This window comes from Bacillus sp. OV166, from assembly GCF_900177675.1.
GTDB lineage: Bacteria > Bacillota > Bacilli > Bacillales > Cytobacillaceae > Neobacillus.
This window is the reverse complement of the sequence record NZ_FXWM01000001.1, coordinates 3,869,061-3,890,152: the sequence shown is the minus strand read 5'-3', so window position 1 is coordinate 3,890,152 and position 21,092 is coordinate 3,869,061. Positions and strand designations below refer to the sequence as shown.

The 21,092-nt window shown below is 35.8% G+C and carries 19 protein-coding genes and 1 tRNA gene; 18 read left to right on the top strand and 2 right to left on the bottom strand.

Features of this window, described 5'->3' with window-relative positions:
- The first annotated feature begins 187 nt into the window (after positions 1–187).
- The 4 genes from CCK98_RS18870 to CCK98_RS18855 all read left to right on the top strand — a co-directional run bounded on the left by CCK98_RS18870 (position 188) and on the right by CCK98_RS18855 (position 6,406).
- A complete protein-coding gene (locus CCK98_RS18870; RefSeq protein ID WP_088087981.1) occupies positions 188–2,902 on the top strand; it encodes a TnsA endonuclease N-terminal domain-containing protein in 2,715 nt (904 codons plus the stop codon).
- Positions 2,895–4,190 (top strand): ATP-binding protein, encoded by a 1,296-nt coding sequence (locus CCK98_RS18865; protein ID WP_179195857.1) that lies wholly within the window; start codon positions 2,895–2,897, stop codon positions 4,188–4,190. Before CCK98_RS18870 ends, CCK98_RS18865 begins: the two co-directional genes overlap by 8 nt.
- A gap of 91 nt (positions 4,191–4,281) precedes the next feature.
- Positions 4,282–5,646: a TniQ family protein gene (locus CCK98_RS18860; protein ID WP_088087979.1), complete on the top strand. Its 1,365-nt coding sequence runs from the start codon at positions 4,282–4,284 to the stop codon at positions 5,644–5,646.
- A 310-nt stretch (positions 5,647–5,956) separates the two neighbouring features.
- Entirely contained in the window at positions 5,957–6,406 is a 450-nt protein-coding gene (locus tag CCK98_RS18855) for a PfkB family carbohydrate kinase (RefSeq protein ID WP_088087978.1), read from the top strand.
- A gap of 351 nt (positions 6,407–6,757) precedes the next feature.
- On the opposite strand, the gene CCK98_RS35500 is transcribed toward CCK98_RS18855, so the two are convergent.
- Positions 6,758–6,844: transfer RNA gene (locus tag CCK98_RS35500), tRNA-OTHER, on the bottom strand.
- Between the two features lie 162 nt (positions 6,845–7,006).
- On the opposite strand from CCK98_RS35500, the gene purU reads away from it, so the two are divergent.
- The 5 genes from purU (at position 7,007) to CCK98_RS18830 (ending at position 11,006) form a co-directional block, all read left to right on the top strand.
- A complete protein-coding gene (gene purU / locus CCK98_RS18850; RefSeq protein ID WP_088087977.1) occupies positions 7,007–7,906 on the top strand; it encodes a formyltetrahydrofolate deformylase in 900 nt (299 codons plus the stop codon).
- A gap of 160 nt (positions 7,907–8,066) precedes the next feature.
- Complete coding sequence (locus CCK98_RS18845) at positions 8,067–8,267, top strand: CDGSH iron-sulfur domain-containing protein (protein WP_088087976.1); 201 nt, start codon at positions 8,067–8,069, stop codon at positions 8,265–8,267.
- Between the two features lie 260 nt (positions 8,268–8,527).
- Positions 8,528–8,950 carry an SRPBCC family protein gene (locus CCK98_RS18840; RefSeq protein WP_088087975.1) on the top strand — a complete coding sequence of 141 codons (423 nt, stop codon included), beginning with the start codon at positions 8,528–8,530 and terminating at the stop codon, positions 8,948–8,950.
- A 161-nt stretch (positions 8,951–9,111) separates the two neighbouring features.
- Entirely contained in the window at positions 9,112–9,294 is a 183-nt protein-coding gene (locus CCK98_RS18835) for a hypothetical protein (protein ID WP_088087974.1), read from the top strand.
- Between the two features lie 143 nt (positions 9,295–9,437).
- Positions 9,438–11,006 (top strand): catalase, encoded by a 1,569-nt coding sequence (locus CCK98_RS18830; protein ID WP_088087973.1) that lies wholly within the window; start codon positions 9,438–9,440, stop codon positions 11,004–11,006.
- Positions 11,007–11,110: 104 nt separating this feature from the next.
- Here the strand turns inward: CCK98_RS18830 and CCK98_RS18825 are convergent, their stop codons facing one another.
- Complete coding sequence (locus CCK98_RS18825; protein WP_088087972.1) at positions 11,111–11,785, bottom strand: diphthine--ammonia ligase; 675 nt, start codon at positions 11,783–11,785, stop codon at positions 11,111–11,113.
- Positions 11,786–12,056: 271 nt separating this feature from the next.
- Here CCK98_RS18825 and CCK98_RS18820 point away from each other — a divergent pair, with 271 nt between their 5' ends.
- The 9 genes from CCK98_RS18820 (at position 12,057) to CCK98_RS18780 (ending at position 21,063) form a co-directional block, all read left to right on the top strand.
- Positions 12,057–13,436, top strand: coding sequence for a sigma-54-dependent Fis family transcriptional regulator (locus CCK98_RS18820; RefSeq protein ID WP_256942402.1), 1,380 nt, complete (start codon positions 12,057–12,059; stop codon positions 13,434–13,436).
- Positions 13,437–13,743: 307 nt separating this feature from the next.
- Positions 13,744–14,853, top strand: a complete 1,110-nt coding sequence (locus CCK98_RS18815; protein ID WP_088087970.1) for an iron-containing alcohol dehydrogenase family protein — start codon at positions 13,744–13,746, stop codon at positions 14,851–14,853.
- A 118-nt stretch (positions 14,854–14,971) separates the two neighbouring features.
- Positions 14,972–15,964 (top strand): ABC transporter substrate-binding protein, encoded by a 993-nt coding sequence (locus CCK98_RS18810; protein WP_088087969.1) that lies wholly within the window; start codon positions 14,972–14,974, stop codon positions 15,962–15,964.
- Between the two features lie 125 nt (positions 15,965–16,089).
- On the top strand, positions 16,090–16,887 hold the full coding sequence (locus CCK98_RS18805; protein WP_088087968.1) for an ABC transporter permease: 798 nt from the start codon (positions 16,090–16,092) through the stop codon (positions 16,885–16,887).
- Positions 16,888–17,745 (top strand): ABC transporter ATP-binding protein, encoded by an 858-nt coding sequence (locus CCK98_RS18800; RefSeq protein WP_088087967.1) that lies wholly within the window; start codon positions 16,888–16,890, stop codon positions 17,743–17,745.
- Between the two features lie 78 nt (positions 17,746–17,823).
- Positions 17,824–19,146: an aspartate aminotransferase family protein gene (locus CCK98_RS18795; RefSeq protein ID WP_088087966.1), complete on the top strand. Its 1,323-nt coding sequence runs from the start codon at positions 17,824–17,826 to the stop codon at positions 19,144–19,146.
- A 234-nt stretch (positions 19,147–19,380) separates the two neighbouring features.
- Positions 19,381–19,986: a class I SAM-dependent methyltransferase gene (locus CCK98_RS18790; protein WP_179195856.1), complete on the top strand. Its 606-nt coding sequence runs from the start codon at positions 19,381–19,383 to the stop codon at positions 19,984–19,986.
- Complete coding sequence (locus CCK98_RS35495; protein ID WP_179195855.1) at positions 19,983–20,141, top strand: hypothetical protein; 159 nt, start codon at positions 19,983–19,985, stop codon at positions 20,139–20,141. The genes CCK98_RS18790 and CCK98_RS35495 overlap by 4 nt, the downstream gene beginning before the upstream one ends.
- Positions 20,142–20,559: 418 nt before the next feature.
- Entirely contained in the window at positions 20,560–21,063 is a 504-nt protein-coding gene (locus tag CCK98_RS18780) for a hypothetical protein (protein ID WP_088087964.1), read from the top strand.
- Positions 21,064–21,092: the final 29 nt, after the last annotated feature.

Sequence of the window (21,092 nt, the reverse complement as noted above, 5' to 3'; positions counted from 1 at the left end):
CCCAAGAGAGAGAATTTTGAGGTCTTTTATAGTAAAAAATTGTCCAAGAACTACAAAAAGACAAAAAACGAATTTCTTGGTTATTAAATGTGGGCTATAAGGATTTCAAAAGGAAGAGTCGTAATTAGAATTAGTCAAAAAGCTTTCTGTATAGTATTTGAAATTCGAAAATTAGGAGGAAGAAAGAATGACTATAAACGATTATGAATCTTGGTGCGTACAAAAAGAACTCAGTGAAAAAACCATAGAAATAATTTCTAATATAAGAGAAAATGATCCGGAAAGAAGGGTGAGAAGCGGAGGGAAAAATGTTCCCGGATTTTATCCGAGTAGAAAAATGGGTGTAACAATACAATTTGAAAGCCATACTGTAGAATTACCATTTATTTACGAAAAAGAAATGGATGAAAATGTCTTGGAATATTACGACCAACCTCCAAGTTTTTATATTGAATATAAAGGGAAAAATAGAAAGTTTAAGCATAAGTATACTCCAGATTTTTTTGTCATTAAAAATAACTGGATTGGTTGGGAAGAATGTAAAACAGAAGAAGCATTATTAGAACTACAAGAAAAGAACCCTGAAAGATATTACAAAGACGAAAATAATGTCTGGAGATGTCCTCCCGGAGAAAAGTATGCGAAAGAATTTGGTCTATCATTCAGAGTAAGGCCTGCCACTGAAATTAATAGGACCCGTTTTCAAAATATACAATTTTTGGAGGATTATCTAAGTGATAAAAAATATCGCGTTCCAATTAAAACGAAAGAAGCAATAATAACAGAAATAAAAAAGAATCCAAGTATAGCATTGCACGATCTTTTAATGATGGAGTCTGATTTCATTTCTGCTGATAGTGTTTATTATTTAATAATTACAAGAGAAATATTTGTGGACCTTGACAACTATGTAATATCAAATTATAAGAAGTTTCCTTTATATCCAGACGAACTTACTCTAAAGGCGTTTGCAAATATAAAGTCTACAAATGTTGAGAGTTTTGTAGAAATCGAAACGCTTGATTTTAGTAATGGGAGTAGTCTCCGATGGGGAACGAATGTTTATGAAATTATTAACATTGATGAAGAAAATATTTGGTTAATGGGGGATGGAGGTAATGTATCCAAATTAAAAGTCGATTTTTTATATGAGTTAATTGAAAAGGGCGAGATACAAGGGAACAACAAGAGACATATAAGTATAGAAGAGCAAGAGATTCGCGAAATTGTTAAAACTATAAGTCCAGAAGTAATGCAAGAAACATTGGAGAAATTAAAAGTAGTTGAACAGTTTATAAAGAATCCAATATACTCAGATTTTAATATATCTGATAGAACCATAAGGTATTGGAAACAAAAATACAATGAAGGAGAAAAAAAGTATAACTCCGGATTTTTAGGATTAGTACCAAAAAAAACAACTGGGAATCGCCTACCAAAAGTTAGTGAACAGCAAAAAGATGAAATGGAAAAGGCATTCGTAGAACACTACGAAAATGTCAAACAAAAGAACATTTCAGCTGCTTACAAACAATTTAAAATTAATTGTAAAAGGAAAGATATTAAACCTGTCACGTATAAAACCTTTCGTAAATATTTAAAACTTCGTCCACGTCATAATCAAATTTTAGCTAGAAAAGGTAAAAAAGAAGCATATAAGGTGGAAGAATTTTATTGGGTTTTAGATTACAAGAAAACTCCCGTACACGGTGTACGTCCATTTGAAATAGTCCATATTGATCATACTCAACTTGAAATAGAGTTATTGTGCTCTGAAACGGGTGAAAACTTAGGAAGACCGTGGATTACTTTTGTAGTGGATGCTTTCTCTAGAAGAGTTCTAGCATTCTATTTGACTTATGATGATCCAAGCTATAAATCCAATATGATGGTACTTAGGGAATTAGTCAGAAGACACAAGAGGATGCCTTCAACGATAGTAGTAGACGGTGGAAAGGATTTTAATAGTGTGTATTTTGATACACTTTTAGCAGTCACTAAAGTCACTAAGAAAGAAAGACGGAAACCCAGAGTTGGTACAGTGATAGAAAGACTATTTGGAACACTGCATACTACATTTATTCACAATTTGTTAGGAAATACCCAAAGTACAAAAATTGATGTAAGAACAGTTACTCCTTCTGTAAACCCCAAAAATAATGCTGTATGGACTTTGGAGTTGTTAAATCAAGCTATATATGAATTTGTTTACGAAATTTACGATACCACTCATCACCCTACTTTACATACCACACCTAGAAAAAAATTCGTTGAAAATCTTAAATTCTCGGGGAAAAGAAAGCAAACCTTTATAACCGATTTTGAAATGTTTAAAATGCTTACTCTACCATCGACACGAAATGGTTATTCAACAGTACAACCGGGCGGATATGGAATTCAGATTAACACTATAAAATATTGGGATGAATCATTTAGAGATCCAAAGTACATTGGTAAAAAGGTAAAGGTGCGTTTTGAACCCTTTGATATTAGTGTCGCCTATGCCTTTCTGGATAACTATTGGGTAAAATTACGATCAGATTATAAGGATTTTCTTTCTGGAAGAACAGAAAAAGAGCGGAAAATAGCATCTTTGGAGTTAAAACAAAGAAATAAGTTGAACGGAATTAATAAAGATGTAACTACAGAAGATTTAGTGAATTTTTGGGAATCTAACGACGGAAAAGAGGCAACTGAATTACAGCGAAAAAAGGATCAGGCAAGCAAGGCTGTTATTAATTCAATTAATGGTGAGAGCGGTATTAAGGAACAAAATAAAAGTAAGGATCAAAAACAAGTTGAGGTTCAAAGAGAAACCGCTAAACCTAAAACTAATGATAACTTTTTAAATGGTATTCTTAGCAATAACATTGGGGGATTCGGGAGGTTTGAAAATGGCTGAGAGAAATTTTCCAGAAGGGCTACTCAATGCTCCTGTTGATAAGAGGTACAATTATTTCAAAGAATACCCTTTAAGTCATCCGAAGTTCAATCAAGCATTTAGGGATTTAATGACAATGATAAATATTTCGCAACAAGATGACTCAGTTATACTTGTTTATGGGCCAACTAGAGTCGGGAAAACTTTTTTGAGTAAGAGGGTCTTAGAAGCGATAAATAAAAAATATTCCGAGGAAATGAAAATAGATAGATGCTTAATACCTGCGGTAAGAGTGGAAGCTGTTTCTCCTGAATCAGGGAATTTTGATTGGCAGCATTTTTATATTAGTGCATTACAAGAACTATCTGAAGAATTAATCGACCATAAAGTAGATCCATTAAATCAAAGAAATCAAAAGTATATTAATATTCGATCTGTATTAGAGAGTAGAAAGACTGGGGCATTAAATAGGGCATTAGAAAATGCTTTAAGATACCGTAAAACTAAAGTACTTTTGATTGATGAAGCTCATCATATGGCAAAACGTAAACGAGGTATCCAACTTAGTAATCAGATGGATGTATTAAAGTCCCTTGCAAATAAAACAGGAGTACCAATAGTATTATTTGGTACATATGAACTACAGCCATTCAAGGACCAAAGTGATCAACTGATTTCAAGAGGAATGCATAAACATCTTTCTAGATATCGATATGATATAGAGGAAGAAAAAAGAAACTTTGTTCTATGTCTACTAAGTTTCCAAAAACTTCTCCCATTAAAAAAAGAACCAAATCTTATTGAGCATTATGAATATTTCTATACTAGGACTCTTGGATGTATTGGTCAGTTGAAAAATTTTTTTAACCGTACCTTTAGATCTAAATTGGAAGAAAACCCCAACATAGAGACATTAGTAATTGAGGATTTTTATCGTTTTGCTTTTACTACGGATCAAATAAATAAGCTTATTGAACAAATAAAAATAGGTGAAAATAGAGAAAAACAAGAAATTTCCGAAGATGTAATACTTAGAAGACTTATGATTATTGAAGATAATTATATTGATGAAGATGGTAGTGAAGACCAAGCGATTATTATCGATGAAACTAAAAGTAATGTAGGAACTGAACATATTAATAAAGATCAAATAGAAAGTAAACCTACTAAAGAGAAAGAATTACCTGACTCAAAAAATGGTAAAGCATCTAGAGGGTCTCAATCAAAAAAAAGTAAGCCGTTTGAGCAAAAACCTAAAAGAAATTCTACAGATGTACCTGAAGAATTTAAAGTGAAAAATGAACTATAAGTGTGAGGGACAGTTCTTTTTGCAGGATAATAAGTAATTGTAGTTAGAAAGCAGAATTAGAAAGTAACTAATCTTTATGAGGTGAGGAATTATGATAAATATAAAAGATGCTAAAATAAATCTAAACAATAAAATTCCACCTAGAACAAAACTATTTAATTTAGAGCCAATTGGTATTGGAACTCCAATGGTTGAATCACTTGAAAGTTATTTAGCTAGATTAGCATTACATCACTGTATTACCACAGGAGATTTAGTAAAATATATTATATGCAATGAAATGAATATAGAAAGTAATGTTTTATTTGAAAACACTTCTTTTATTAAAAAATTTGGGGAAAAAACGGATAATCTAATTAGTGCCTTAGAGAATTTAACCTCTAGAAAGGACCTGAAGTTACTGACTCTCAGTAAATGGGAAAGTGCATTTGTTAACCACAATGGTACTTTTCACGAATTTTCGAGATGGTGCCCTAATTGCTATGAGGAATTAAAGCTCAATAATAACGAAATTTATGAACCACTTATTTGGTCATTAAAATGTATAAAGATTTGCCCCAAACACAAGATGCCATTAAGTTCTATTTGTCCTCATTGTGAAAAGGCTCCGTATAGTTTCTCTGGTAAATCTATACCAGGATACTGTTCTAGATGTAATATGTGGTTAGGTTTTGAAAGTAAGTCCCCACAATTGGATAGCACAGAATTAGAATGGTATCTATTCATTGTTGATGAAATAGGTGATCTATTAAGTAATAAAAGTCTAATAGAAAAATCTGTTAGTTATGAAATAATAAGTAAATCCATAGCTAAAATAATTGGTATCACAACTTACGGAAACGCTAAAGATTTCGGTGAAATGATTAATAGAAGTCGAAGAAACGTTGGCCATTGGAGGTCAGGCAAAGCACAACCAGAAATGGAGTCCCTGCTCGCCATTTGTAGAGTTGCCAAAATAAAGTTAATGGATTTGTTACAAAATAGGCTAGACTTTAATTTAATTAATTATGTTTGGGAATCAACTGAAGATATATTAAAAGTTCCAAAAGATCCTTATAGATCAATTTCTAAAAAATTTGATTTCAATCTTTTAGAGAAAAAGTTAGAAGAAATATACCTAACTGAATATCCTCCTCCGCCTGTCAAGGAGCTTCAAAGAAGGTTTAATTACAATAATATTTATCGTAAGTTTCCATTATTAAGTAAAAGGATTACACAAAAATATCGGGATTATCAAAAAACTCAAAAAGAAATTAACTTAAATTTGAGATGTGAAGAAGTTAAAAGGATTATGAAAGAATTATATGATAGGCTTGAATACCCTTCGGTAAGTAAGGTTCGTGAGTTGATGAAGAATCCAGTTAGTTTTAGAGATCCTATTATAAGAGCTACCTACAAAGAAACGTTAGTAGAACTAAAAATAGATGAAAAAGAACCCTTTATTAATAATCATTGATTAAATAAATAGTTCATTAATTCCTGCAAACCATCCGATGTTTGCAGGAATTTTTGTATCAGGATTTAATTATTATTCTGCTTTAAATAATGTAATAATTTGTATTAATTGGATTAGGAAGCATAATAATGCCTAGATTATGATTGGGTATGATATTATTGCCCAAATTACATTAAAACCATTAATATTGAATAGAACATCTAATAAAAATAATTAATTAATCCTTTAAAAAAACAATGAAAACACAGTTATATCAAGGGTTGGCAATGATAACGGTTCTTATTCGGCAATTTTATCGTAATAACCACAGATTGCTTTTGACGTTAATCTTCGTCTAAAGCGCTGGGTAAATGAGGAGCATTGTCGTCAAACTGTTTCTTCTTTCCTTAAATATGCACATATAGTGAAGCTGGCGGAAGATGAATTGAACTTTTTAACGGAAACAAATTCAATAGAGGCTGGATTAGAAAAAATATCTAAATGGAAGATTCCCTATCTGTTTATAACGATGGGGAGCAAAGGTGCCTGTGCTGTAGTAAACGGGAGCAAAGTTTTCGTTCCTGCTCCAGCGGTAAATGCCATTGATACAACCGGTGCAGGTGATGCATTTATGTCAGCGCTATTATATTGTTTTCACGAAAAAGGTATGCCGGTTAAACTATCTCAAATAAAAGAGTACCTTCAATTTGCAAATAGAATAGGAGCAGCAGCGACAACAGAAATCGGCTCCTTATCTGCTAACTTTAACAAAAAAATCTGAAGTGTACGATACCGTTGAAGGCAATAAAACGCCACTAGTTGCTTAGTCCGATATTGATATGGACTCAAGTGTTTTATTATTGGATGTTATTAAATGTTATTGTGATTTTTTTAAAGAGACAAAATGGTAATAATTGATTACTCGGCTATAAAAATCTGATAAAAAGCGGTGAAAATGAATCCAATGAGGCCTATTGGATACAAAAATTTAATAAAAACTCCAAAAATGATTCCAAGAGCACTTATTGTCAACTTCTAATCTGAAAAAATACCATTGAGGAGAGGAACTAGCCTAGTGAGGGAATTATTAATATGAAAAAATTAAATCAGGAATTTGAGAGGTAGTATATATAGGACTTGGTGGGATTTAAACCCACAAAACACATTGCAACCTTTGTGTAAGGGCTGCAAGTTGCTCTATTCATTGAGCTACAAGTCCTAGCTATAATATGTACCAAAAATAAGTTATTATTCCTTAGTTATAACAAAATTTTTTTGTAAACCATTCTAATGTTGCACAGTTAGCAATTTTCAAAATAATGATTAACTATTAGGTCCATCTAATGTATAATATTTTCAACAATGTTAGAGAGGAATTACCATGAACTCATATATAAAAGATCAAATTGAAGTGTTTCAAGAAAAAAATCAGAATCGTGGATGCCTATTAGTTAGCTGCCCAGATCAACCTGGCATAGTTGCGGCGATATCAAAGTTTTTGTTTTCCTATAATGCAAATATTATTGAATCCAGTCAGTATTCCACCAATCCTGAGGGAGGCACCTTTTTTATTCGGATTGAATTTGAATGTCCAGGTTTAAAGGATAAAGCAAAGGACATGGAGACTCAGTTTGCTGAAATTGTTAAGGAGTTTTCGATGGAATGGAGCTTTACGCATGTTTATCATGTGAAAAAAGCGGCAATCTTTGTATCAAAAGAACTTCATTGTTTGATCGAGCTTTTGTGGGAATGGCAAAGTGGAGACCTAATGGCTGACATCGCCCTTGTCATCAGTAATCATGAAACAGCAAGAGAGGTTGTCGAAGGACTAAACATCCCGTTTTATTACGTTCCAGCCAATAAAGATATTCGTGGACAAGCCGAAGCAACGCAACTAAAGCTACTAAAAGAGTATGAAATTGATTTTGTGGTATTGGCCCGATATATGCAAATCTTGTCACCGAAATTTGTCGAAGAAAATCCCAATAAAATTATTAATATTCACCACTCCTTTTTACCAGCCTTTGTGGGTGCAAGACCCTATGAACGAGCTTTTGACCGCGGCGTCAAATTAATCGGAGCTACCTCCCATTATGTGACCAATGATCTGGATGAGGGACCTATTATCGAACAGGATATCAGTCGGGTCGATCATCATGACAATGTGGACAGCCTTAAGAAAATTGGCCGTAGAATTGAAAGAAACGTATTGGCTCGAGCGGTAAAATGGCATATTGAAGACCGTATTATCGTTCATCAAAATAAAACCATTGTTTTCTAGTGAATCCCTTTAATAGGGATTTTTTTTCTGTCCAATCATTAGATTGGGCTATTTAAGTGAGATTTTTAAAAAATGTATTTAACCATTTTTTCCAATCAAAAACTTGGACTATTGGAAAGCATCGTGAATATATATTTATAAAACTAGGGGGGTGTGGAATATGGAAAATCAAATTAAAATTAACGATAATGGTCCATTGCAGGTAAGTGGTGACTTCCAGATTCTCGATGCAGATGGAAAGGAATATCCAAAGAAGGCGAAAGTGTATCTGTGCCGTTGTGGTCTTTCCAACAAAAAGCCGTTATGTGACGGGTCACATAAGAAAGGCGGATTTGAAAGCAGTCCTAGGGCCTCTGAATAAAGTAGGATGTAAATGGTGTCAGGCACCACTCGTTCTCTTTTCAATAATGTACGGGCAGTCAGGATGGGCAAACCGATCCTGGCTGTTTTATTTTATTGATTTTTTCTTTATCCGCGGCTGAATATTGCAGACAAGGTAAAAAGTTGATAAGATATTACCAGATGTTGGTCACCAAGAAGTAAAGAATGCCAGCAAAGTAATTCAGCTTAAATTACTATCTACATATTAAACTAAGTGTATTATGAAAGGCGGTAATTAAAATGACAACAGGTAATAATGAGAAAATAACAGTAAAAGCAACAGTTCATGCACCAGTAGAGAAAGTGTGGGAATATTGGACAGAGCCAAAACATATAACGAAATGGAACAATGCCTCAGAAGACTGGCACACGCCAATTGCTGAAAATGATTTAACGGTTGGTGGGAAATTCCTTACAAGAATGGAAGCAAAAGATGGCAGTTTTGGCTTTGACTTTGGTGGGATTTATGATGAAGTGAAATTAAATGAGGTTATTTCTTATACCATGGGGGATGGTAGAAAAGTTAATATTACTTTTAAAGGTCAAGGAAATGAAACCCAGGTAATCGAAACTTTTGATGCAGAAACCACCAATCCAATTGAGATGCAACAAGCGGGATGGCAGTCAATTTTAGATAACTTTAAAAAATATTCGGAGCAATAAACAAATTGAAAAGATGATTTTTTAAGTGAATCCCTTTACTAGGGGTTTTTTTTTAGGAAAATTAAGTGATTTTTTTCAAAATTATCTTTCGTCCCTCTAAAGTTTCTATTTATTAGATAGTTAAAAACAAAGGGGGAGTTTTTTGGAATTCTGTTTCGATTATGACAATGTTGGCTCTAGCTATTCTATTTTTAATGACGGTGAAAGTAGCGATGATCGGTTCGATCGTTACAATCGTTTTTGCGATTGTAATGGGTTTCATCGTAGCTAAACTTCTTTTACGTGGAGTATCGACTACGATTTCTTCGACTAAAACAACAAAGAATAGGGACACCATTTTATAGATTAGTGGATGAAGCTTATAGCATCGAATTAGGGAGAAAAGCAGTTAAAGACTGGTTTTCTCCTTTTTTTGGTTCTGGAAATTTCTGCATATCCCGTTTGCATCTGGAAATACTTACTAAGGTGATAAAAGGAGGATGGTAATATGGAAAATCAAGTCAATCGCGAGAATGAAGGTTCTAAAGAAATACTGACAAATCGACAGGGACACCCCATAACAGATAACCAAAATGTTCGGACCGTTGGAAACCGCGGACCTATGACGTTAGAGAATTATGACTTCTTAGAAAAAATTAGCCATTTTGACCGCGAAAAAATTCCAGAACGTGTTGTTCATGCGCGGGGGGCTGGTGCTCACGGATATTTTGAGTCTTATGGAACCATTAATGGAGAACCCATTTCGAAGTATACCAGGGCAAAGGTGTTTACGAACACTGATAAACAAACACCTGTATTTGTCCGTTTTTCGTCAGTCGTACACGGCGGTCATTCACCAGAAACGTTACGTGACCCAAGAGGGTTCGCGATTAAGTTTTATACAGAGGATGGAAACTGGGATTTAGTAGGAAACAATTTAAAGATATTCTTTATTAGAGACCCATTAAAATTCCCTGATATGGTGCACTCGTTTAAGCCTAGTCCGGTCACAAACCTGTCGGATCCGGAGAGGATGTTTGATTTCTTATGTCAAACCCCAGAATCTATGCATATGGTGACATTCGTATTCTCACCATGGGGGATTCCTGCCAACTACCGGCAAATGCAAGGATCAGGTGTTCATGCTTATAAATGGGTGAATGAAGAAGGTAAGGGTGTTCTCGTAAAATATCATTGGGAGCCAAAACAGGGGATAAAAAATCTTTCTCAACAAGAGGCAGATGAAATTCAAAGTATGAATTATAGTCATGCCACTCAAGACTTATATGAAGCCATTGAAAAAGGAGAAAATCCAGAATGGGAACTTTATGTTCAAATCATGGAAGATGGTGAGCATCCCGAATTGGATTTCGATCCACTCGACCCAACGAAGCTATGGTATAAAGAAGATTTCCCATGGCATAAGGTTGGGAGAATGGTATTAAATAAAAATCCGGAAAATTACTTTGCTGAAGTGGAACAAGTTGCATTTGGAACAGGTGTCCTCGTGGATGGCCTGGATTTCTCAGATGATAAATTATTACAGGGTCGAACATATTCATACTCTGATACCCAGCGGTACCGGGTGGGAACTAATTACTTGCAGCTGCCAATAAATCGCCCAAAAACTCATGTTGCGACAAACCAAGATGGCGGTCAAATGGATTATAGACAGGATTTCGGTAAGTTAAAAAATCCGCATGTAAATTATGAACCATCCCTTATTGGTGGATTAAAAGAAGTAAACAACCCTGGGAAAGAACATCAGCCGTATGTAGAAGGAAACCTAGTGAGGGAAAGAATCTCGCGCGAAAATAATTTTGGTCAAGCAGGTGAAACCTATCGGCGATTCAATGATTGGGAGAAGAATGAATTAATTTCCAACCTCTCGGGAGCACTTGCTGCTTGTCGAAAAGAAATTCAAGACCGAATGGTGGATATGTTGACACAATGCGATCCCGATTACGGAAAGAGAATTGCAGAAGGAATAAAAATGGCTGGAAAAACTGCAGATTCAAAAATGCAAAAAGCAGTGAAACAAGCAGAGGAAATGGGACAACTTTCGGACCCATATTAAAAAATAAAAATGGGCGGAATGAGAAAATGAAGGCGGGGGTAGTCACCACCGCCTGTAATTTTCAATAATCACAACTCCAGAACTAATTCATTGTCTTAATAAGATTACTCAATAAGTCGATAACTCTTAAATTCAAGTTTCTTTGTGGTTTCCAGCTGGATTAATTCTCCATGTTCCAATTGAATCCTCTTTGAAAATAGTGGTCCATCATATACAAAGGTATGATATTCACCGGATTCTCCCATTGGACAAATAGTAGTCTGTTGAACATCGTGTAGGAACGATTCATCTATGATTCTACCAAGCCACGTGTCATCTAATACATCTTCCCGTACACGGATCACGATTGCTTCATAGCCAGAATGGACAAACTTATCCAATGATTGTAAAGAAGCTTCCTTTTTCATCCATAGTGGATACAGGGCATCGACATCTGCAGCTATAGCGACTTTTTCTCCCCATTCCCTGTGTTCATCTAAATATAGATCTCCGTAGGCTATTCCCGTTACATTAAATTGATTTTTCAAGGAAAGCACTTCTTCAACAAATTGACTTGTATAGGTTTCGTATGTACATTCGATAAAATGAACAGGAAGGTCTAAAGCCTCGCCTTGTAGTTTAATCATTTCCGTCCGCTCTCCATGGCCGAATGTTCGCCCAAGTTCTTTTGGAACAGTTGTAACCAAGCAAACAACCTCAAATCCCTGCGAAATTAGAATATCCAAGGCCATGCAACAATCCTTTCCGCCACTCCAAGATAAAGCGATTTGTTTTTTCAAAATTCCCCATCTCCCCATTAATCACATTTTCATTGTTTGTAATAATGATATTTTATCATAAAGATAAACATACTGTTTTCGGTAATGAACATCCATGGTAAAAGATTGTGTGATACTTGTTTGCTTTATACAATTTTAAATAATTTATTCAAAAAAGTATAAAAATTATCAATCATCTGATATAACTGAATTATTAAGAAGTTTTACTCGTTTATTATTCATAAATGAATAAATTTTTAATTGATTGGAATTCGAGAAGGGAGGGTTATTTGTGAATGATGAAATAAAAGTTTGGAATGAAAATGAAGCCATTCTTCATTCATTGCAAGACGATATTTTAGTGACCGATACAGATGGCATTATTTTGAAGGTTAGTGAAGCAACCGAAGGTATTTATAATATGAAGACAAATGAAATGATCGGTCGATCCGTTTATGAACTTGAAAAAGAAGGGGTTTTTACACCGATTTTGACGCCGTTGGTCATTAAAGAAAAAAAGAAAATTACCCTTGTCCAAACAACTAATAATGGCGATAAGTTACTGGTTACGGGGATTCCTGTATTCGATGCTAACAAAACGCTCGTCCGAATTGTCAGTTATTCACATGATGTAACAGAGTTACTTAACATGAAAAAATACTTAATTGACATCGAAGACGAAATGGAACGAGTAAAAAGTGAGCTTGAATTGCTGAGAAATCTTCAGTTTGATTCTGATGGGATGATAGCAACCAGTATAGAAATGAAGAAAGTCCTCCAACTCGCATTACAAGTAGCTGAAATCGATGTCAATGTGTTACTGCTGGGGGAAACAGGAGTGGGAAAATCACATATTGCTAAATTTATTCACAAGAAGAGTTCTAGGAAGAACGGACCTTTTATCGAGGTGAACTGTGGGGCCATACCCGAATCCCTTTTTGAGGCAGAGTTTTTTGGTTATGAATCAGGTGCATTTACAGGTGCAAATTCAAAAGGGAAGGTAGGGTTAGCGGAACTTGCTGAAGGTGGGACATTATTTTTAGATGAAATTGGTGAGTTGTCATTAGCAGATCAAGTGAAAATCCTCAAATTTATTCAGGAAAAGCAATTTTATCGTGTCGGTGGAACGAGGCTTCGAACCGTTGATTTCCGTATCCTAGCCGCGACAAATAAAAACTTAGAGAATGCAGTAGAAGAAAAAACATTTAGACATGACCTCTATTTTCGCTTAAATGTGGTACCCATCACCATACCGCCATTAAGGAAGCGGTCAACTGATATTATTCCGTTGATTGAGTACTTTTTAGCGTTTTTTTCAAAAAAGTACAGCCGGGAGCGCAGCCTTGATGAGGGTGTTATCCATCTGTTGTTAACACAAGAGTGGAAGGGAAATGTGCGGGAATTAATCAATTTAATTGAAAGACTGGTAGTCACCTCACCTAAACAGCTGATTGAAATAGAAAACTTACCTAATCAATTTCGAAAGCCTTCTCCTGATGTGACGTCAGTTGAAGAAACCAATCGCTCCTTGAATGAAATTCTTGAAAGCGTTGAAAAGCAAGTGTTATTAAAAGCTAGAAAACAATACAAAACAACGATTAACATGGCTAAAGCATTAGGAATCAGTCAACCATCTGTATTTAGAAAACTCAGAAAATACGAAATAGAATAAAGAGTGGCACGAAACTTGCACTATTTTTTAGTATTGAGTGGACCAACCAAGGGAGATTTCTTAGCAAGGCTATTCCTTATAAGGAGGGCGATACGAAGGGGAAGCAGTTCTTTATTGCTTATATTTATACAGAAATAATAACCGTAAATATTCTCAAATAACATTGTAAGTGTATTTTTATTTCAATTTGTGTATATTCAATTGATAATAGAATATTAGGAAAATATATTGACATAAAATAGACAAATATTTATATTTAAAGAATATTATTCATTTTTAAATAACTTTAGTGGAGAAGAGGTGGATTATGAAAGTAACAGTAGGACCAGCTCAATATATTAGAAATAAGGGTTTATTAGAAGCAGCGGGAACTTACATAAAAAACTTCGGAAACTCTGCCGCCCTTATTGGAGGCCATACAAGTAAAGAAATTGTAGAAGTTTCATTACGCAAGAGTTTGTCAGAGCATGGGGTTTTATTGAAGAATTCCCTGTGGTATGGGGGAGAATCTTCCGAATCGAATATCGATAGATTAGTAGCCGATTTAAGAGATGAAAAGATCGATGTCCTCATCGTGGCAGGTGGTGGTAAAGCAATTGATACGGTGAAAGCCGTTGCTTACCAGCTTAACAAACCTTTAGTTGCCATCCCAACAATCGCAGCAACCTGTGCCGCTGCCACACCGATTACCATTCTTTACAGCGATGAAGGTGAATTTATCGGGATTGAACGGAAATCAAAAGCTCCTGATTTAGTCTTGGTAGATTCGGAAATTATCATGGAGGCGCCCGTTCGTTTTTTAATAGCCGGTATTGGTGATACATTGGCTAAATATTTCGAAACGAAATCCTCTGTGAAAAAAGCAACACCAACAGCCTTAAATCAGACGGCCATTGCGATAGCAGGTCAGGTGTACCAAACGTTGCTTCAAATAGGGAAAGAGTCTGTCAATGCTGTAAGAACACAGACAGTGACAAAAGAATTCGAAAATGTGATAGATACCGTTATTTTAGTCAGTGGCAGTGTAAGTGGGTACGGCGGGGATGATTGCCGGACAGCTGGAGCGCATGCCATCTATTCCGGATTAACAATTTTCCCTGAAGTGCACCACACCTATCATGGTGAAATTGTTGCCTTTGGTATTCTTGCGCAGTTGTGTATGGAGAATACCAGCGATGAAGAACTGAAAACGTTAATAAATTATTACCAGGAAGTAGGACTTCCATTTACTTTACAGCAAATGGGGATAACAAATTTATCAGATAGTCAGTGGAGAAGGCTTGGTGACATTACCGTTACTATTGAAGATATGGCGAATATGCCATTTGAAGTCACACCAGAAATGGTGATTGAAGCTGTCCGCCGAGCAGATGAAATAGGAAATGGGATGTTAACTACTGGTGTTTCTGCACAGTAATTGTTCTTTATTCGTAGGCAGTCCATTAAAAAGAGCAACAGGTTGAAAAAACTTGATTCTATGAAGCTAGCTACACGAAAGAGAGATAATTTTTTAATCAAGCAAGGGGGAATTTAGGATGAAAAAATGGTTATTAGTTGTTTGCTCGTTGATGTTGTTATTCGCGTTAGCGGCATGTGGAAAAAAGGACGCGGCAAGTACTGCAGAAAATGGGAAGTCGTCTGAACCTTTGAGAGTGACATTGCCGACATGGACAGGATATGGCCCATTATTTTTAGCAAAGGAAAAGGGCTTTTTCAAAAAGAATGGTATTGATGTGGATCTTTCCATTGTTGAAGGATTAGGTGAACGTAAACAAGCGTTAGCAAGCGGGAAAATTGACGGGATGGCAACAGCATTAGATGTACAAGTTTCATTAGCAGCCTCTGAAATCCCAGTTCAAGTTGTTTGGTTATTGGATGATTCATACGGTGGAGATGGCATCCTTGTAAAAAAAGGAATTAATAGTGTGAAAGATTTAAAAGGGAAACAAGTAGCATTTGAAGTTGGTTCTACAAGCCATATGCTAGCACTACAAGCCTTAAAACAAGGCGGGTTAACTGAAAAAGATGTGCAAGTTGTCCAAATGTCTGCAGGTGATGCTGGTGCTGCTTTTGCAGCTGGCAAAGTGGATGCTGCCGTAACATGGGAGCCTTGGTTATCAAAAGGAGCACAAGCTAACGGTAAGGTATTGTTAACAACCAAAGATCTATCAGGAATTATTGTTGATACTGTCAGCTTTAAAGAAGATGTCATCAAAAATCGTCCGAAAGATGTGGAAGCTTTTGTAAAAGCTATGGGCGAAGCAATGACTTACTGGAAAGAACATGAAAAAGAAGCCAACGAAATTATGGCGAAAGGTTTAAAAATTGATCTAAAAGAATTTGAAGGAACGGTAACTGGTTTGAAATTCTTTTCAAAAGAGGATAACGTAAAACTATTTGGTACAGAAAGCGCAAAAGGCTCCATTTATCAATCAACAGAAAATGCGATTTCGTTTTACAAGGATCAAAAACTACTTAAAACAGAGCCAAAAGTAGAAGATGTTATCAATCCAACTTTCCAAAAGTAAGAAATTTACTTGCTAAATTATTTTTGGATTCACTTTGGTCAGCCTGACTCATGAGTTGTTCTTTTATCCCTCATCAGTTAGGCTTTTTTTCAAAATAAAACGCATAAGAAAATAGGTGAGAAAAAATGATAGCAAAATTGTTTACTCCTAATAAGGAAATTCCAAAAATGTTTTATACCTCGGCTGGATTCTTAACATTTATTATTTTTCTATTGATTTGGTCTGTACTTAGTTACGGGCAGTTTGTTAATCCTTTATTCCTACCAACTCCATCTGCTGTATTAGCCACAGCCGTTGATATGTTTATAAATGGTGAGATTCTTTCTGATATTGGAATCAGTTTTACAAGGGTTCTTTTTGGGTTTCTAGCTGCTGCCATTATTGGCATACCTCTAGGGATCTTAATGGGATCGCTGCGGATTATGGAGGGAGCTTTTGAACCGATCATCGGCTTCATTCGCTATATGCCAGCATCCGCCTTCATTCCCTTACTTATTCTTTGGATTGGACTTGGAGAGACCGAAAAAATGAGTGTCATTTTCTTAGGAACGTTTTTCCAGCTGACACTAATGATTATGGACGTAACCAAAAATGTTCAAAATGATTTAGTCGATGTTTCCTACACATTAGGGGCAAAGAAGGTACAGGTGTTCACAAAGGTAATTCTGCCTGCTTCATTACCGGGTATTGTTGATACACTTCGGATCACATTCGGATGGGCTTGGACATATTTAGTGGTCGCAGAAATTGTCGGTGCCTCTAGTGGTTTAGGATATATGATCATGCAGGCATCACGTTTTCTTCAGCCAGATAAAATCATCGTAGGAATCTTGATTATTGGTTTACTAGGGCTGATTACAGATATTCTTTTTAAAGCCCTATACAAGGCTTCGTTTTCTTGGATGAGAAAGGATGGTTTTTAGATGGTCACACCTAGTTTAAAAGTTAAAGAGGTCGAAAAAATAGCGGAACCAAAACGTAGAGAATCGATTGTTTCGATAACAGGAACACCAAAGTTAGAAATCAAAGAGGTAGGAAAAGTCTTTAAAACTAAAAGCGGGGAAACAACCGCATTAGAAAAAACCTCCTTTTCGATTGAGGAAGGGGAATTTGTCACCATTTTAGGACCTTCAGGTTGTGGCAAATCCACCGTGTTACGGATTGTCGCAGGTTTAGAAGATGCAACGTCAGGAAAAGTTCTTCTTGATGGGCAGGAAATCAATGGACCTGGACCTGATCGAGGTATGGTGTTTCAATCATACACTTTATTTCCATGGTTATCTGTCAAAGAGAATATTACCTTTGGACTAAAGCTAAAGGGTGTTTCTCAAAAAGAAAGAGACGATATTGCAAGACACTACTTGCAATTAATCGGTTTAGAAGGATTTGAATCGCATTTCCCGATTCAATTATCAGGTGGGATGAAACAACGTGTTGCGATTGCACGGGCGCTGGCAAACGATCCGAAAATATTATTAATGGATGAGCCGTTTGGAGCATTGGATGCCCAAACTAGAAACATTATGCAAGAAGTGCTCTTGAAAGCATGGGAAGAGTCCAAAAAGACGATTCTATTTATTACGCATGATGTCGATGAATCGATCTTTTTAGCAGATTCCGTTTATGTGATGACTGCAAGACCAGGTCGTTTAAAGAAAAAGATCCCTATAACACTAGAGAGACCTAGAGATTTTAGTGTAAAAGCTACACTCGAGTTTGCCGAATACAAAGAAGACTTATTGTCGCTGATTCGAGATGAAAGTTTAAAATCGATTAAATAACTCACGTCACTAAACTGATAATAATAGAAGAAACCCGTAATTTCGAGAGAAAAGGATTACGAATATGGAGGTCAAAGTATGGAGAACAAATGGGGTCACCTCGTGAAAAATATGCCAAATCGACTTGCACCTAGTATGGCGAAGGACCATCCAAATCTACCAGTTGTGAAAGAGGAAGGCTGCTATTACTTTGGAGTGGATGGAAAGAAATATCTTGATTTTACATCCGGGATAGCTGTTACAAATGTTGGGCATCGTCATCCAAAGGTGGTGCAAGCTATTAAAGATGCAGCAGATGGATTGATGCATGGTCCTTCTGGCGTGATTATGTATGAGTCGATTTTACGTTTAGCCGATGAACTGGCCAATATTTTACCTGGAGACCTTGATTGCTTTTTCTTTGCCAATAGTGGAACGGAAGCAATCGAAGGCGCTCTTAAACTAGCAAAATATGTGACGAAACGACCTTATGTCATTTCCTTTACAGGTTGTTTCCATGGCCGTTCGTTAGGGGCATTAAGTGTTACTACATCGAAAAGCAAGTACCGGAAATTTATCCAACCGTCTGGACTTACCTATCAAATTCCCTATGCGAATGTAAAAGAATGCCCAGAAGGTCTAGACCCTGAAGCATATGTTATCGAAAAATTAGAAAAAGATTTCGCCTCTTTATTTAGTCATCAAGTAACACCGGAAGAAGTAGCTTGTGTGATTTTAGAGCCTGTTCTTGGTGAAGGTGGATATATTGTTCCACCGAAGGGCTGGTTGAAAAAGGTTCGCGAAATTTGTGATCGACATAATATTTTGCTTATTTTTGATGAAGTTCAAACTGGATTTGGCCGCACGGGTCAATGGTTCGCCGCACAAACATTTGACGTTACCCCGGATATTATGGCAATTGCCAAAGGAATTGCCAACGGTCTTCCGCTTAGCGCCACCGTTTCTTCCAGTGAATTAATGAAACAATGGCCACTCGGTAGTCACGGGACAACGTTTGGGGGTAATCCAATTGCTTGTTCCGTTGGACTGGCTACATTAGAAGTAATGAAAGAGGAAAACCTTCTCGAAAATACTAGGAATATGGGGAGCTATGCCGTTCAGCAGTTAGAAAAAATCAAGGAACGACACCCTGTTATTGGGAGCATCCGTGCTGTGGGCTTAATGATTGGTATTGAAATCATTGACCCTGTTACAGGTGGACCGAATGGTGAAGGATTGTTAAAAATTCTTGACCTTGCGCTTGAAAAAGGTGTTTTATTCTATCTGTGCGGAAATCATGGAGAAGTCATTCGCATGATCCCACCGTTAATTGTCACTAAGGAACAAATTGATGAAGGGCTGCAAATGCTTGATGAAGCATTATTGGAGTATGAAGCGACATTGATGCAGCCAGTAAAATAATAATCAGCAAACAGAATGAAAAGCGTTGAGATTTTTTCTCATCGCTTTTTATTTTGTCTCGTAGGCAAAATAGTTTATTATAAATATATTATGTAAACTAATATATTTTTAAGAAGAGAAAATTGTACAAGGATATTAGCTGAATAATGATATACTGTTATTTATTTAGTAGCAATCTTACCGGGCATTGGGTGTCTTATTCCTTTGTGGGTTACTTGTTTGGAGTTGAAAGTTTTGAGTCGTTTATTTGCAAATTGGTATGATTTTTTTATGAATCCATTGGAGAAAAAGAAGTTTAAGAGGATTCGGAAAGAGCTTCTTTCTAAGGCAACAGGAAGTGTCCTAGAATTAGGATCTGGTACAGGAATTAATTTTCCTTTATATGAATCCTCAGAAAAAGTGACTGCGATTGAACCGAGTCTACAAATGATTGAGCGGTCTTTATCGAAACATAAGCAATCACTAGTCCCAATAGAAATTGTTCAGGCAAGTGCAGAAAAGCTGCCTTTTGCTGCGGATACTTTTGATACTATAGTGGCAACACTTGTATTTTGTACGATACCAAATCCGGAAAAAGCCATTTTAGAGTTGAAACGAGTATGTAAGCCTGAAGGGAAAATTCTTGTATTTGAGCATGTTAAGATGCAAAATCGTTTTTTAGCTTCACTCCAGGACTGGCTAACTCCAACTTGGAAAAAAATCTGTGATGGATGCTGTTTAAATAGGAATACCTTAGACTTACTAAAGGCTCATGATATCTCAATAATAAAGGTGCAAAAATATTATCGTGATTTATTTGTTTTTGCTGAAGCCAAAAATAATGAGATGGAAAAAGAGTGAATTTTTATCATCTCGTCAAAGACCCTGAGATGTACAAGCCTTACATGGAGAGCTTTGCCAGCGTCGTTCAACATGAAATCACCAACATGGACGTCTTCAAAAGCTATACAACCATCGAAATTGATGACAATGGGAATGTGGAAATCAAGGATTAAATTTTTGGGGTTGACCCAGGAGCGAAAATTCAATAAAAGATAAGAAAAAGGGAATGGCTGACTCAACAATGTTGTTTTTAGACAACCTTAGAGCTAGCCTTCCGATATGGAGACTCTTGAAAAAACTATGCTTTCTTAACCAACCTCTTGCTTCCTCATGACTATTGAATTTAGGCATTTGGTTAGGATCAATTGTAAGATCTTGATTCATTTCCTCGTTCACCCCTTTCCAATATATTGCCTCTTCTAATATTCCCCATTGGCATAAAAATTATTGTGTATTAAATGTTTAAATAAAAATTCAACTGTCACTTCATTTATATGGTAAATTTAAAGAGTGAGAATCAATATTACCGCTATAAATTAGGCATAGTTTCTATTAACTAATAGATGAAACAAATGTATGGAGGAAAGATTTATGGTAGTTGTAAAATCAGTCACAATCGATGGAGAGAGTATCTTTGTATTTAGAAACGCGGTCTACATCTTTGAATCGAGTTCGGGTATTACCTTAGAATTAAATCTGATTGTCAGTGAAGTTGTTGTTAAAAAATACAAAAACGTGGAAAACCTAATAGTTGAGATAGAATTTGAAGATGGTAGAATCATAAATTCCATTATGCATGTAAAAATTCTGAGTGGCGGCTTGCCACAACTTAATTTATTCTGCGAGCTCGATGATATCCAAGAATATCAAGATTTTGATCGGGTAAACGAAAATGATTCTTGGTTTCCGAATATAGAAGATGGCATTACTATAGAAGAAATAAGAAAAGTGGAAATGCCAAATGAGGATGTTGGTTTAAAACTTAATTTGCCAATTGACCAGGTCGAGTGGTTAAAAAAACAAAAAAAGAAAAGCTTAAATGAAATTTTTCAAGAATTGATCTATGAATTTTGGGAAAAACAAGAATCGAAATGATTTTGATGTATGTAGTCGGTACACTTCCG

Excerpts from the sequence above, each read along its gene's own strand:
- CCK98_RS18815 (WP_088087970.1), top strand. The coding sequence starts at position 13,744 with ATGAAAGTAACAGTAGGACCAGCTCAATATATTAGAAATAAGGGTTTA.
- CCK98_RS18845 (WP_088087976.1), top strand. The coding sequence starts at position 8,067 with ATGGAAAATCAAATTAAAATTAACGATAATGGTCCATTGCAGGTAAGT.
- CCK98_RS18835 (WP_088087974.1), top strand. The coding sequence starts at position 9,112 with ATGACAATGTTGGCTCTAGCTATTCTATTTTTAATGACGGTGAAAGTA.
- purU (WP_088087977.1), top strand. The coding sequence starts at position 7,007 with ATGAACTCATATATAAAAGATCAAATTGAAGTGTTTCAAGAAAAAAAT.
- CCK98_RS18860 (WP_088087979.1), top strand. The coding sequence starts at position 4,282 with ATGATAAATATAAAAGATGCTAAAATAAATCTAAACAATAAAATTCCA.
- CCK98_RS18800 (WP_088087967.1), top strand. The coding sequence starts at position 16,888 with ATGGTCACACCTAGTTTAAAAGTTAAAGAGGTCGAAAAAATAGCGGAA.
- CCK98_RS18830 (WP_088087973.1), top strand. The coding sequence starts at position 9,438 with ATGGAAAATCAAGTCAATCGCGAGAATGAAGGTTCTAAAGAAATACTG.
- CCK98_RS18780 (WP_088087964.1), top strand. The coding sequence starts at position 20,560 with ATGGTAGTTGTAAAATCAGTCACAATCGATGGAGAGAGTATCTTTGTA.
- CCK98_RS18870 (WP_088087981.1), top strand. The coding sequence starts at position 188 with ATGACTATAAACGATTATGAATCTTGGTGCGTACAAAAAGAACTCAGT.
- CCK98_RS18865 (WP_179195857.1), top strand. The coding sequence starts at position 2,895 with ATGGCTGAGAGAAATTTTCCAGAAGGGCTACTCAATGCTCCTGTTGAT.
- CCK98_RS18810 (WP_088087969.1), top strand. The coding sequence starts at position 14,972 with ATGAAAAAATGGTTATTAGTTGTTTGCTCGTTGATGTTGTTATTCGCG.
- CCK98_RS18795 (WP_088087966.1), top strand. The coding sequence starts at position 17,824 with ATGGAGAACAAATGGGGTCACCTCGTGAAAAATATGCCAAATCGACTT.
- CCK98_RS18805 (WP_088087968.1), top strand. The coding sequence starts at position 16,090 with ATGATAGCAAAATTGTTTACTCCTAATAAGGAAATTCCAAAAATGTTT.
- CCK98_RS18840 (WP_088087975.1), top strand. The coding sequence starts at position 8,528 with ATGACAACAGGTAATAATGAGAAAATAACAGTAAAAGCAACAGTTCAT.